Origin of the sequence: Burkholderia sp. Z1 (assembly GCF_014893795.1) — a bacterium.
Classification (GTDB): Bacteria; Pseudomonadota; Gammaproteobacteria; order Burkholderiales; family Burkholderiaceae; genus Burkholderia; species Burkholderia theae.
This window is the reverse complement of the sequence record NZ_JACFYL010000001.1, coordinates 1-14,008: the sequence shown is the minus strand read 5'-3', so window position 1 is coordinate 14,008 and position 14,008 is coordinate 1. Positions and strand designations below refer to the sequence as shown.

The following is a 14,008-nucleotide window of genomic DNA, read 5'->3' as shown; positions in this document are numbered from 1 at the left end:
CAGACTCGTTATAGGGTCAAGCGAACAAGTGCATGTGGTGGATGCCTTGGCGATCACAGGCGATGAAGGACGCGGTAGCCTGCGAAAAGCTACGGGGAGCTGGCAAACAAGCTTTGATCCGTAGATGTCCGAATGGGGAAACCCACTCCTTTTGGAGTATCCATGGCTGAATACATAGGCCATGCGAAGCGAACGCGGTGAACTGAAACATCTAAGTAACCGCAGGAAAAGAAATCAACCGAGATTCCCAAAGTAGTGGCGAGCGAAATGGGATGAGCCTTGTACTCTTTATTTGTATTGTTAGCCGAACGCTCTGGAAAGTGCGGCCATAGCAGGTGATAGCCCTGTAGGCGAAAACAGTATGAAAGAACTAGGTGTACGACAAGTAGGGCGGGACACGTGAAATCCTGTCTGAAGATGGGGGGACCATCCTCCAAGGCTAAATACTCGTGATCGACCGATAGTGAACCAGTACCGTGAGGGAAAGGCGAAAAGAACCCCGGGAGGGGAGTGAAATAGATCCTGAAACCGCATGCATACAAACAGTCGGAGCCTCGTAAGGGGTGACGGCGTACCTTTTGTATAATGGGTCAGCGACTTACGTTCAGTAGCAAGCTTAACCGTATAGGGCAGGCGTAGCGAAAGCGAGTCCGAATAGGGCGTTCAGTTGCTGGGCGTAGACCCGAAACCAAGTGATCTATCCATGGCCAGGATGAAGGTGCGGTAACACGTACTGGAGGTCCGAACCCACTAACGTTGAAAAGTTAGGGGATGAGCTGTGGATAGGGGTGAAAGGCTAAACAAACTTGGAAATAGCTGGTTCTCTCCGAAAACTATTTAGGTAGTGCCTCGTGTCTCACCTTCGGGGGTAGAGCACTGTCATGGTTGGGGGGTCTATTGCAGATTACCCCGCCATAGCAAACTCCGAATACCGAAGAGTGCAATCACGGGAGACAGACATCGGGTGCTAACGTCCGGTGTCAAGAGGGAAACAACCCAGACCGCCAGCTAAGGTCCCCAAATATAGCTAAGTGGGAAACGAAGTGGGAAGGCTAAAACAGTCAGGAGGTTGGCTTAGAAGCAGCCACCCTTTAAAGAAAGCGTAATAGCTCACTGATCGAGTCGTCCTGCGCGGAAGATGTAACGGGGCTAAGCTATATACCGAAGCTGCGGATGCGTGCTTTGCACGCATGGTAGGAGAGCGTTCTGTAAGCCTGCGAAGGTGTCTCGGAAGGGATGCTGGAGGTATCAGAAGTGCGAATGCTGACATGAGTAGCGATAAAGGGGGTGAAAGGCCCCCTCGCCGTAAGCCCAAGGTTTCCTACGCAACGTTCATCGGCGTAGGGTGAGTCGGCCCCTAAGGCGAGGCAGAAATGCGTAGCTGATGGGAAGCAGGTCAATATTCCTGCACCATTGTTAGATGCGATGGGGGGACGGATCGCGGAAGGTTGTCCGGGTGTTGGAAGTCCCGGTCGCTGCATTGGAGAAGGCGCTTAGGCAAATCCGGGCGCGGAATTCAAGGGTGTGGCGCGAGCTCCTTAGGGAGCGAAGCAATTGGAAGTGGTTCCAAGAAAAGCCTCTAAGCTTCAGTCTAACGATGACCGTACCGCAAACCGACACAGGTGGGCGAGATGAGTATTCTAAGGCGCTTGAGAGAACTCGGGAGAAGGAACTCGGCAAATTGGTACCGTAACTTCGGGATAAGGTACGCCCTTGTAGCTTGATGCCCCTGCGGGCAAAGGGTGAAGGGGTTGCAATAAACTGGTGGCTGCGACTGTTTAATAAAAACACAGCACTCTGCAAACACGAAAGTGGACGTATAGGGTGTGACGCCTGCCCGGTGCCGGAAGATTAAATGATGGGGTGCAAGCTCTTGATTGAAGTCCCGGTAAACGGCGGCCGTAACTATAACGGTCCTAAGGTAGCGAAATTCCTTGTCGGGTAAGTTCCGACCTGCACGAATGGCGTAACGATGGCCACACTGTCTCCTCCCGAGACTCAGCGAAGTTGAAGTGTTTGTGATGATGCAATCTACCCGCGGCTAGACGGAAAGACCCCATGAACCTTTACTGTAGCTTTGCATTGGACTTTGAACCGATCTGTGTAGGATAGGTGGGAGGCTATGAAACCGGAACGCTAGTTTCGGTGGAGCCGTCCTTGAAATACCACCCTGGTTTGTTTGAGGTTCTAACCTTGGCCCGTGATCCGGGTCGGGGACAGTGCATGGTAGGCAGTTTGACTGGGGCGGTCTCCTCCCAAAGCGTAACGGAGGAGTACGAAGGTACGCTAGGTACGGTCGGAAATCGTGCTGATAGTGCAATGGCATAAGCGTGCTTAACTGCGAGACCGACAAGTCGAGCAGGTGCGAAAGCAGGTCATAGTGATCCGGTGGTTCTGTATGGAAGGGCCATCGCTCAACGGATAAAAGGTACTCTGGGGATAACAGGCTGATACCGCCCAAGAGTTCATATCGACGGCGGTGTTTGGCACCTCGATGTCGGCTCATCTCATCCTGGGGCTGTAGCCGGTCCCAAGGGTATGGCTGTTCGCCATTTAAAGAGGTACGTGAGCTGGGTTTAAAACGTCGTGAGACAGTTTGGTCCCTATCTGCCGTGGGCGTTGGATATTTGAAGGGGGCTGCTCCTAGTACGAGAGGACCGGAGTGGACGAACCTCTGGTGTACCGGTTGTCACGCCAGTGGCATCGCCGGGTAGCTATGTTCGGAAGAGATAACCGCTGAAAGCATCTAAGCGGGAAACTCGCCTTAAGATGAGATATCCCTGGGGACTAGATCCCCTTGAAGGGTCGTTCGAGACCAGGACGTTGATAGGTCAGGTGTGTAAGCGCAGTAATGCGTTCAGCTAACTGATACTAATTGCCCGTAAGGCTTGATCCTATAACAAGTCTGTTTCGACAGCCGTTAGCGCTTCAGCGCTTACGGATGTCGAACGCCGAGTGCAAGGCACTCGGCGTACGACGGTTGAGTAACCGCGTACGTGTGAGATACAGCTCACAACCCAAAATTACTGCTTCTTCCAAGATTGGTCGCGCTGCGAAGCAACGCGACAACCCTCTTTGCCTGATGACCATAGCGAGTCGGTCCCACCCCTTCCCATCCCGAACAGGACCGTGAAACGACTCTACGCCGATGATAGTGCGGATTCCCGTGTGAAAGTAGGTAATCGTCAGGCTCCCTAAGCCAGAAACCCCCGCCCGAAAAGGCGGGGGTTTTTGCATTTCAGAGCCGGAAACGTACGCGCAGCACCCGGCATGGGGCGCATCTCGTCCTATAGGTGCGGATGATCACGATGCGGCTGATCGGGTGAGCGATGTTTTCAGCTGGGGGTATCCGGTGATATTGGGTAGTGGCGTGCAGTTGCCTGCTCTTATTTCGGATGACCCGGTTGCGTTTGTCTGGCTCGAGGCGCGTGGCTTATCTGTTCTTTGCCACGTTCCTCAAGCATTTTGATGCTGCGCTTTATCACGGGTTGATTCTGCTTGTGGCATCGTACGAAAACTCAAACCCCATCGAACAAGACCATTCTATTGGTATCCGCAATACTTGCGTCTTAAATGGGGAATTCAGGCATACACCACCCTGTGGTGGTGTCGGAAACTCACTCACGGGAAAAGTTTATTCTTCCCGTGAGGAGGGGCCAAGTCGGGCATCCCTTGGAGGTTATTTCGATGCAGTCGTTATGTGTAATGGATTCAACATAAAAAGCCTCCACCAATACATATCGAGCAAGGAAATCGTGGTGCATACACGCCTACTAATCGAGCAAGAAGCATTCGATGGCTGGTATCTAGCGGGTCATCTTTCTCCGGGGTGCATCTGTAGATCGGACACATTATTCTCCAGGGAATGAGTCAAAAAGGTTCAGTTGCACGAAAGTCCGACCGCCTGTTGCCGGATCGGTGAGATTCGGCAAACGAATGCTGGCCGTACCGATACGTAATTGAGTGATGCGATCTCGGAAAAGATTGCAGAATGGATGTGTTGGGCGACCATTTTCCGCAACACTACGACCACCGTTTGCGTATTCGTGCTTGTGGTCGTACTGAAGCCCTTGTTTGAGGTCGACGACGCCGCCGCAGATCTCACATTTGATTGAAGAATTCAGAAGTTCGCGAACATTGATTTCGATTCGACTTCCTTTAGAAAACGAACGGCTAGTACCAGCTTTTGAGCGGGACGGCGGCTTCGCACCAACGATCTGCCTAATTTTTTCATCTCTATCGGCTGCTAGAGAACCTCGTTCGAGGAGCAGTGTCTCAACGAGCTTTTGAAACAGTGCGCCTACCGAAGATAAGGACTTAAGCCCTGCGCCAGCCCGGTGCTGGACCTCGGCGACTTCGTCTTTATATCGGATGAGTACATCTTCGAGTTCGCCACGTACTGTTGATACCGCAAGTTTTCGTTCTTGTACCTGTGCATCGTCACCTGTCATTAACCAGTGACACCATCCGTAAAAAAGACCTCGAACGAAGTTGGCTTTGCGGTTATACCAGTAAATTAGTGGTACCAATGACAGCGAGAGGGAGCCTGTATTTCTCCCTCCCAAGTGCCCTAATTTCTTTTCCAGCTGAGTTAGTAGCTGGTTTGCGTTAATAATAATTTCCTGAGCCTCCGCATGCGCATCTCTGCTCAATAATTGTGGAAGACGCTCACCACCAACGGCACCATTTTCTGTCAGGAGCGGCAACAGTTCGATAAGGTGTTGGTGGGGGCGGAAATGCCCAGGCGCTACAAGGAAAGGTACATTGATATCAAGAATTTTGGCGTCAAATGGGGGAACGAATAGCAGATTGTGCAACGCGCCGCACCGCTCGTTGAATCCCGCAAGCTTCTCGAGAGCACCTTGTGGCAGGTCTTCCGCATCAGGCGGCTCTGGCCAATAGTGTCCTGAGGTCCCAGCACTCGCAATGCTCATGATGACTCGGCTGAGACTGCCATTCCGGTGCTCGATGAGCAACTGCTCAACGTCGTCCAGTCGTTCACCCTGTCGATTGATTGCCAGGAAGGACTCTTCCGCAGCGTCATAATTTCCGTCTTCCCATTGCGCGTGCAACGTTCGGCTGGAATCGACCATGTCCGAGTGAAACATGGCCATATCAAATTCGCGCGTAGGCATCAATATACGAGGAGCCCCTCCTTTCCGAGCAATTCCCTTCCACTCTGCATGGGCAGCCTCGAACTCTGAAAAAAGACCGATGCTTGCTTTGACAAGCGCTCGTGTTGATTGGGCAGCCGCCTGAATTTCTTCAAAATTCTCGTTTTTCTCGTAGAAATCGCCGGCCCTATCACCCCAATCGTCAATCATCCAAGCTCGGAGCACAGACAGGCGGTGTGCACCGTCAAGCACGTACACCAATCCGTTTTCACTGCTACGCCAAAGAATGATGGACGGAATGATCCGTCTGCGAATCACTGAGTTCAGAAAAGTGACGCATGCCTCCGAATCCCAAGCACAAGTGGCTCGCTGAAAATCAGGCTTAACGAGTCTATCAAACCAGCCATCCTTTTGACGGATGTCATCGAAACGAATACTGCTGTCGGACCGATGTGCGGACGCGCTACCGCTTTGGATTGAACTGTTCACGAGCTTGCTTCTATACCTCAAGCTTTGTCGGTTGATCAGGTGGTCGAGGTGCACTCGGAGACCGGTGGCCATTGTAGTTATTCCGTGAAGCCAAAAAAAAAGGAAACGGCATTGTAGGGCTTGCTGTATCGTAATCCTAGCCTGTTTCCGAGTGGTTCGATTGATGACACGATAGTTTTCATAGATGGTGGGGCGGTACCGTTCATCCGATGGACTTCAAGCTCTTGAAAAATCATTGCCGCTTTCCTGTCGAAGCTCTCCAATGCACTGGGTTTTCTTCATGGCATGCGGCGAGCCGAATGCAGGCAACTGCCGCTGGCCTACGGCCTCGCATCACTACCCGTAACTTCTACCCTGTCCCCGTCTACGAAACGATACAATTGCCTCGGCAGCTAGGCGCGGAGGGACCGCCTTGGACAGTTTGACACCTGCTGAGCGCAGTGAACGCATGTCACGTATCAAGGGCAAGGATACGAAACCGGAACTCGTCGTCCGGAGCCTGGTTCACCGGACCGGATATCGATACCGGCTTCACGGAGGGGATCTGCCCGGTCGTCCCGACATGGTGTTCGCCAAGAGGCGCAAGGTAATATTCGTCCATGGATGCTTCTGGCATCGGCACGAGGGATGTCGGTTGGCGCGCTTGCCGAAAACGCGACTGGATTTTTGGCGACCGAAGCTCGACGCGAACGCCGCGCGGGATAGAGATGTCGAGCGGCGACTTGCCGAGCTTGGCTGGAAAGTATTGACCGTTTGGGAATGTGAAGTGAAGGACGAGGCAGCCCTGATGCCGCGCATCAAGGCCTTCTTGGACGACACGGAGAGTAATTAATGAAGGCTGTTGAGCTTTATGCAGGCGCTGGCGGCCTCGCGATGGGGGTTAGTCTCGCGGGGTTCAAGTCGCTGGCTGTTGTGGAATGGGACAAGTGGGCTTGCGACACGATTCGTGAGAACAAGCGGCGTGGATTCCCACTTGTGGCGGATTGGCCGGTTTATGAGGGTGACGTTCGAAAATTTGATTGGTCGAGTCTCGAAAACGAGGAGATCGACTTGTTGGCCGGCGGCCCGCCGTGCCAACCGTTTTCAATGGGCGGCAAGCACCAGGCGCACGACGACACGAGAGATATGTTCCCAGCGACAGTCGACATTGTTCGCCGCTTGCGCCCGAAGGCTTTCATTGTCGAGAACGTGAAGGGGCTGACTCGCTCGACGTTCGCCAACTATTACCAATACATTCTTTTACAGCTGGAGTTTCCCGAAGTCCCGGCCCGCAGGAATGAGGATTGGTTCGACCATTTGCTGCGTCTCCAAGTTGAACGGACGAGTGGTCGACAAAAAGGGAAGAAGTTGACCTACAACGTTGTTCCGACTTTGGTTAACGCAGCTGACTACGGTGTTCCGCAAAAGCGTGAGCGTGTGTTCATAGTTGGCTTCCGCTCGGACCTCGGCGTCGATTGGAGCTTTCCGCGTCAGACTCATAGCTACGACCGCTTGCTGCATGACCAATGGGTATCTGGCGAATACTGGGAGCGCCATGGCGTTGCCCGACGCAGTCGCCCGACCATGCCGGGTGCCGTGGAATCGCGTGTGCGCCGGCTGGCGAGCTCGTTGTTGTTTGCTGATGAATTGCCTTGGCGTACGGTTCGCGACGCGATCGCCGGACTTCCCAACCCGCAGTCGAGGACGGCGAACAATTATTCGGATCACCGGTTCCAGCCGGGCGCGCGCGTCTATCCCGGCCATACCGGCAGTCCGCTCGATTTACCCGCCAAGACGTTGAAGGCCGGAGATCATGGCGTCCCGGGTGGAGAAAACATGTTGGTCAACACGGACGGATCCGTACGCTATTTTTCAATTCGAGAATCCGCGCGCGTTCAGACTTTTCCTGATGGCTTCGTTTTCCACGGCTCGTGGACCGAAACCATGCGCCAGCTCGGCAACGCAGTGCCTGTCGCCTTGGGGCACGTGGTCGCCCGGAGTGTGGCTGAGAAACTAGCGTTGGTTCAGCTTGACCAGCTTGCCCGGCAACGTGCCAACGCGCGGGGGGCTGCGTGAGGAATCTAAACGGTCACATCATTCCCTTCAACCCGCTCGACAAGAAGAATCTCGGCGCCAGTGTTGCTGAGGCGATGCTCGAACAGCGCCCTCAGCGGTTGGATGAGTTGAAGCAGTTTTTTGGCGTTGGGATTTACGCTATTTACTACGTCGGTGATTTCGAGCCATACGTTCCCTTGGCCGAACGCAATCGGAATGGATTGTTTCAGGTGCCAATCTACGTTGGCAAAGCCATCCCACGAGGGGCGCGGAAAGGGGGCGGGGTTGGTGAAGTCCAAAGTCGCTCGCTCTACGATCGCTTGCGCGAACATGCGGAAAGCGTCACTCTTGCGTCCAACTTGGATATCAAGGATTTTTACTGCCGTTTCCTTGTTGTCGATGACATCTGGATTCCGCTCGGTGAGTCGCTACTGATCGCAAAATTTGCGCCGCTCTGGAATTCGTCCATCGATGGGTTTGGAAACCATGATCCGGGCAGTGGCAGATACAAAGGGCTTCGCCCCCGTTGGGACGTGCTGCACCCTGGCCGCGCTTGGGCTGACAAGTGTCAGCCCCGTGAGGAAACGCAGGAGCACATCGCGCGGGACGTGAGCAACTACTTCATGACCATCGCATTCCCGGCGTCGCACCATATCCTCGGACCGGATCAGCAACCGGACGCTTAAATCTCGGTCGCTTTTTCGCGTCTGGCAGGGCGTGCCTTCACGTTTTTTTGCGGTTTGCAGTTCTTGATATGACCGAGAATAAGACGTTGGTAACCCACAGTGCAAAAAAGGCTCCTCGGAGCCTTTTTTATTTCTGTGTCGCTGACACTACCGAAATGCGTTAAACATCAATATTCCCCGCCCGCAACGCATTCGACTCAATAAACGCCCGACGCGGCTCCACATCATCCCCCATCAGCGTAGTAAAGATCCCGTCCGCAGCAATAGCATCCTCGATCTGCACACGCAACAAACGCCGCACCGTCGGATCCATCGTCGTTTCCCACAGCTGACCGGGGTTCATCTCCCCCAGCCCCTTATACCGCTGCTTCGAAACGTTCCGCTCGGCATCCGCCAGCAGCCACTTCATCGCGCTCTTGAAGTCCGCCACGACCATGCTGCGCTCACCGCGCTTGATGACCGCGCCTTCCCCGATGAGCCCCTTGAACGTATTCGCGGTGGTCACGAGCTGCTGATAATCCGCCGTGTGCTGGAATTCCTGGTCGATGACCGAAACCCGCACGTTGCCGTGATGCGTACGCTCGACATGCAGTGCTCGCTGTTCGCGAACCGGGTCATACGAAGGCACCACACGCACTTCATTCTTCAGCGCTTCATCATGCAACGCAGCGTGCAGCGCCTTAGCCGAAGCCTCAGTCGAAGCCTCATCGGAAAGGTCGATCGCAACCCCATCCATGATCGCCTCAAGCGCGGCCGGGTCATACAACCGGCTCAAACGCTCGATGACGCTCTTCGACAGCAGATACGACCGCGCCAGCTCTCCGAGCGCATCGCCGGAAATCGCCGCCGCGTTCTCGCCCGGCACCAGCTCCGAGCCTTGCAGCGCCAAGCGCAGCATGTGCGCGTTGAGCTCCACGTCGTCCTTCAGATACCGCTCGTCCTTGCCCGCCTTGATCTTGTAAAGCGGCGGCTGCGCGATATACACGTACCCGCGCTCGATCATGTCCGGCATCTGTCGATACAGGAACGTGAGCAGCAGCGTCCGGATGTGCGCACCGTCGACGTCCGCGTCGGTCATGATGATGATGCGGTGATAACGCAGCTTGTCGAGGTTGTAGTCTTCCTTGCCGATGCCGCAGCCGAGCGCGGTCACGAGCGTGACGATCTGCTCCGACGACAGCAGCTTGTCGTAGCGCGCCTTCTCGACGTTCAGCACCTTGCCGCGCAGCGGCAGGATCGCCTGGAACTTGCGGTCACGCCCTTGCTTGGCCGAGCCACCTGCCGAGTCGCCCTCGACGATGTAGATTTCGCACTTCGCCGGGTCTTTCTCCTGGCAGTCCGCGAGCTTGCCCGGCAGGCCGACGCCGTCGAGCACGCCCTTGCGGCGCGTCATCTCGCGCGCCTTGCGCGCGGCATCGCGCGCACGCGCGGCTTCGACGATCTTGCCGCAGATGATCTTCGCGTCGATCGGCGTTTCGAGCAGGAACTCTTCCAGCGCCTTCGCGACGACTTCCTCAACCGGCGCCCGCACTTCGGACGAAACCAGCTTGTCCTTCGTCTGCGAGCTGAACTTCGGCTCCGGCACCTTCACCGACAGCACGCACGACAACCCTTCACGCATGTCGTCGCCGGTCGTCTCGACCTTGGCCTTCTTCGCGATTTCGTTGTCGGTGATGTACTTGTTCATCACGCGCGTCATCGCGGCCCGCAGGCCGGTCAGGTGCGTGCCACCGTCGCGCTGCGGAATGTTGTTGGTGAAGCACAGCACGTTTTCGTTGTAGCTGTCGTTCCACTGCATCGCGACTTCGACGCCCACGCCTTCCTTCTCGCCGATGGCGTGGAAAATCGTCGGGTGCAGGTTGGTCTTCGTCTTGTTGATGTACTCGACGAAGCCCTTCACGCCGCCGGCGAACGCGAAATCGTCTTCCTTGCCCGAGCGCAGGTCGGTCAGGCGAATCCGCACGCCGTTGTTCAGGAACGAAAGCTCGCGCATGCGCTTCGCGAGGATGTCGTAGTGATACTCGACCGTGCCGAAAATGGTCGGATCGGCCATGAAGTGCACTTCGGTGCCGCGGTTCTCGGTATCGCCGGTCACCAGCATCGGCGACACTTCCACGCCGTCCACCTGCTCGAGCACGCGCTCCTGCGCGACGCCGCGATGGAACTCCATGAAATGCTTCTTGCCGTTGCGGCGCACGGTGAGGCGCAGCCAGCTCGACAGCGCGTTCACGCACGACACGCCCACGCCGTGCAGGCCGCCGGACACCTTGTAGCTGTTCTGGTCGAACTTGCCGCCGGCGTGCAGCTCGGTCATCACGATCTCGGCGGCGCTGCGCTTCGGCTCGTGCTTGTCGTTCATCTTCACGTCGGTCGGAATGCCGCGGCCGTTGTCGGTCACGGTAATCGAGTTGTCGGCGTGAATCGTGACGTGGATATCGTTGCAGTAGCCGGCCAGCGCTTCGTCGATCGAGTTGTCGAGCACCTCGAACACGAGGTGATGCAGACCGGTGCCGTCCGACGTGTCGCCGATGTACATCCCGGGGCGCTTGCGCACCGCTTCCAGACCTTCGAGGATCTGGATCGACGAGGCGCCGTAGCTGCTGTTATCGGGTTGCGAATTGTGCTGTTCACTCATGGATATCTTCCGGTTCTGCGAGGCCACTCTAGTGGCGGCGCGGTACGTTTCAGCGAGAGAAATCGCCGGGCCGCTCCAGTTTCCTGGCTCGTCCACGGTGCCGGTCAGGCACCGAAAGGACGGGTTGTCGGTTCGCCATAAAAACGCCAAAGGGGCTTGCCGCCCCCTGGTGTGTGTCGTGATGTCGCGCGCGTCAGATGCGCATCGGCATCACGACATACTTGAACTCGTCGTTCTCGGGCACCGTGATCAGCGCGCTCGAGCTGGCGTCGCCGAGGCTCACCTGCACGGTGTCGACCTTCAGGTTCGCGAGCACGTCGAGCAGATACGTGACGTTGAAGCCGATGTCGACGGTGTCGCCCTGGTAGGCGATTTCCAGTTCTTCCTGCGCCTCTTCCTGATCGGCGTTGGTCGACATGATCTTCAGCTGGCCCGGCGCGATGATGCAGCGCACGCCCTTGAACTTGTCCGAGGTCAGGATCGCCGCGCGCTGCAGCGAACGCTGCAGTTCTTCACGGCCGATCTCGAACGTGTTCTTGTGCGCCTTCGGGATCACGCGCTGGAAGTCGGGGAACTTGCCCTCGACGAGTTTCGACACGAGCTCGACCTGGCCGAACGTGAACTTGGCCTGGGTTTGCGCGATGTCGATGGTGACGGTGTCGTCGATGTCCTCGAGCAGGCGCTGCAGCTCGAGAATCGTCTTGCGCGGGACGATCACTTCCTGGCGGCCGAACGTGCCGCCTTCGAGCTTCATCGACGAGAACGCGAGGCGGTGGCCGTCGGTGGCCACGGCCATCAGCTGGTCGCCGTCGACGACGAGCAGCATGCCGTTCAGGTAGTAGCGGATGTCCTGCTGCGCCATCGCGAAGTGCACCATGCCGAGCAGCTGGCGGAACGACTTCTGCGGGACGGTGAGCGTCGCGCCGAAATCCTTCGCCTGCGCGACGGTCGGGAATTCGTCGGCCGCGAGGGTTTGCAGTGCGAAGCGGCTCTTGCCCGATTGAACGGTGAGGCGCTTGTCGGCGAGCGACAGCGTGACCTGGCCGTCAGGCATCGCGCGCAGGATGTCGAGCAGCTTGCGCGCCGCGACGGTGGTCGCCACCTGGTCGCCGCCGACGCCGAAATCGGCGCGCGTGGTGATCTGCAGCTCCAGGTCGGTCGACAGGAACGAAACGTCCGGGCCGTTCTTGGTGATCAGCAGGTTGGCGAGGATCGGCAACGTATGGCGGCGTTCGACGATGCCGCTGACCGTTTGCAGCGGCCTGAGGAGGGTGTCTCGTTCGGTCTTGACCAGTTGCATAGAGTTCCTTCGTTGAGTAACGGCCTGCAGCGCAGCAGCCTCGCAGCGCCCCGCCGGCCGGGCTCTTGGCCCGCCTCCACCGGGGCGGTCAAACCAGTATTGTGCCTCAAAACCGAACCGCCCCCCTTAATTTGGGGCGGATGCCGAATTATCAAGCGCGCCCGCGCGCTCAGCCCTTCAGCGTCTGTTCCAGCACGTGCAGCTCGTGGTTGAGCTGCGCGTCCTTGCTGCGCTCGTCGGCGATCTTGCGCACGGCGTGCAGCACGGTGGTGTGATCGCGCCCGCCGAACAGCTCGCCGATTTCCGGCAGGCTCTTCTGCGTGAGTTCCTTCGCGAGGTACATCGCAATCTGCCGCGGCCGCGCGATGTTCGCCGGACGCTTCTTCGAATACATGTCGGCGACCTTGATGTTGTAGAAGTCGGCGACGGTCTTCTGGATGTTCTCGACCGAAATCTGCCGGTTCTGCACGGTCAGCAGGTCCTTCAGCGCTTCCTTGGTCAGCTCGATCGAGATCTCGCGGCCGTGGAACTTCGAATACGCGAGGATCTTGCGCAGCGCGCCTTCGAGTTCGCGCACGTTCGAGCGCAGGTGCTTCGCGACGAAGAACGCGACGTCCTCCGACAGGTTCACGCCTTCCGACTGCGCCTTGCGCATCAGGATCGCGACGCGCATTTCCAGCTCGGGCGGCTCGATCGCAACGGTGAGGCCCGAGTCGAAGCGCGAGATCAGGCGATCGTCGATCCCCGAAATCTCCTTCGGATACGTGTCGCTGGTGATGATCACCTGCGCTTTGTTCGCGACCAGTGCCTCGAACGCATAGAAGAATTCTTCCTGCGTGCGCGACTTGCCCGAGAAGAACTGGATATCGTCGATCAGCAGCAGGTCGAGCGAGTGGTAGTAGCGCTTGAAGTCGTCGAACGCCTTGCGCTGGTACGCCTTCACCACGTCCGACACGTATTGCTCGGCGTGGATGTAGCGGATTCGCGCGCCGGCCTTGTCGAGCAGCAGCTGGTTGCCGATCGCGTGGATCAGATGGGTCTTGCCGAGGCCGACGCCGCCGTACAGGAACAGCGGGTTGTACGAGATGCCGGGGTTGTCCGCGACCTGGATCGCGGCGGCGCGTGCCAGTTGGTTCGCCTTACCGGTCACGAAGTTGTCGAACGTGAGCACGGGGTTCAGCTTCGAGCGCTCGTACATCGAATCGGCTTCGCCGCCGGCGGGGGCTGCTCCGGGGCCCGGGCGCCACGTGCGGCGGCCGGCGGCCGCTTCGTGCGCGGGCAGGCTCGGCAGGTCGATGTCGGCGTCGTCGGCGTTCAGGTGGTGCGCGGCGGCGGCTGACGGCGTCATCGGCACGCTGGACGGCGCGGCGGGCGCAGCGGCGGCATTCGCGCTCAGGTTCGCGGCGATCGCGGCCACCGTGGCGGCCGGGCCGGTCGGCTGCAGCGGCGCGCGCGGGGCGCCAGTGCCCGATGCTGCACCGGCTGTGGCGCTGCGCATGCCGGCTTTGGGATCGAGGACGAACTGGACTTCGATCGGCGCATTCCAGAAATCCCGGGCCAGATCGGAGATCCGGCCCGAAAACTGGCTCTTGACCCAGTCCAGCTTGAAACGGTTCGGCGCGGCGATGGACAGCGTGTTCGCCGACGCATCGAAGGCCACCGGGGCCAAGGGTTTGATCCACGTCACGTACTGCTGGGGCGTCAGCTCGCGCTCCAGCAGTGCGGAACAGTGTTGCCAGAAATCGTTCAT

7 protein-coding genes and 2 rRNA genes are annotated in these 14,008 nt (G+C 57.6%); 5 read left to right on the top strand and 4 right to left on the bottom strand.

The window, feature by feature from the left end; genetic code table 11:
• Positions 1 to 14: 14 nt before the first annotated feature.
• Positions 15 to 2,896 (top strand): 23S ribosomal RNA (locus tag H3H55_RS00045).
• Between the two features lie 182 nt (positions 2,897 to 3,078).
• Positions 3,079 to 3,191: ribosomal RNA gene (rrf, locus tag H3H55_RS00040) — 5S ribosomal RNA — on the top strand.
• A 660-nt stretch (positions 3,192 to 3,851) separates the two neighbouring features.
• On the opposite strand, the gene H3H55_RS00035 is transcribed toward rrf, so the two are convergent.
• Positions 3,852 to 5,603 (bottom strand): HNH endonuclease signature motif containing protein, encoded by a 1,752-nt coding sequence (locus H3H55_RS00035; RefSeq protein WP_193097347.1) that lies wholly within the window; start codon positions 5,601 to 5,603, stop codon positions 3,852 to 3,854.
• Between the two features lie 412 nt (positions 5,604 to 6,015).
• Here H3H55_RS00035 and H3H55_RS00030 point away from each other — a divergent pair, with 412 nt between their 5' ends.
• The 3 genes from H3H55_RS00030 to H3H55_RS00020 are packed head-to-tail and all read left to right on the top strand — an operon-like array spanning position 6,016 to position 8,323.
• A complete protein-coding gene (locus H3H55_RS00030) occupies positions 6,016 to 6,435 on the top strand; it encodes a very short patch repair endonuclease (RefSeq protein WP_193097346.1) in 420 nt (139 codons plus the stop codon).
• Positions 6,435 to 7,658 carry a DNA cytosine methyltransferase gene (locus H3H55_RS00025; RefSeq protein WP_193097345.1) on the top strand — a complete coding sequence of 408 codons (1,224 nt, stop codon included), beginning with the start codon at positions 6,435 to 6,437 and terminating at the stop codon, positions 7,656 to 7,658. The genes H3H55_RS00030 and H3H55_RS00025 overlap by 1 nt, the downstream gene beginning before the upstream one ends.
• Positions 7,655 to 8,323, top strand: coding sequence for an Eco29kI family restriction endonuclease (locus H3H55_RS00020; RefSeq protein WP_193097344.1), 669 nt, complete (start codon positions 7,655 to 7,657; stop codon positions 8,321 to 8,323). The genes H3H55_RS00025 and H3H55_RS00020 overlap by 4 nt, the downstream gene beginning before the upstream one ends.
• Positions 8,324 to 8,483: 160 nt before the next feature.
• Here the strand turns inward: H3H55_RS00020 and gyrB are convergent, their stop codons facing one another.
• The 3 genes from gyrB to dnaA form a co-directional block, all read right to left on the bottom strand.
• Positions 8,484 to 10,958: a DNA topoisomerase (ATP-hydrolyzing) subunit B gene (gene gyrB, locus H3H55_RS00015; RefSeq protein ID WP_193097343.1), complete on the bottom strand. Its 2,475-nt coding sequence runs from the start codon at positions 10,956 to 10,958 to the stop codon at positions 8,484 to 8,486.
• Between the two features lie 193 nt (positions 10,959 to 11,151).
• Positions 11,152 to 12,258: a DNA polymerase III subunit beta gene (gene dnaN, locus H3H55_RS00010; RefSeq protein WP_006756934.1), complete on the bottom strand. Its 1,107-nt coding sequence runs from the start codon at positions 12,256 to 12,258 to the stop codon at positions 11,152 to 11,154.
• Between the two features lie 169 nt (positions 12,259 to 12,427).
• On the bottom strand, positions 12,428 to 14,008 hold a 1,581-nt coding region (gene dnaA, locus H3H55_RS00005), incomplete at its 5' end, for a chromosomal replication initiator protein DnaA (RefSeq protein ID WP_193097342.1).

Coding starts and splice junctions, on each gene's coding strand:
- dnaN (WP_006756934.1), bottom strand. CDS start 12,258: ATGCAACTGGTCAAGACCGAACGAGACACCCTCCTCAGGCCGCTGCAA.
- H3H55_RS00025 (WP_193097345.1), top strand. CDS start 6,435: ATGAAGGCTGTTGAGCTTTATGCAGGCGCTGGCGGCCTCGCGATGGGG.
- gyrB (WP_193097343.1), bottom strand. CDS start 10,958: ATGAGTGAACAGCACAATTCGCAACCCGATAACAGCAGCTACGGCGCC.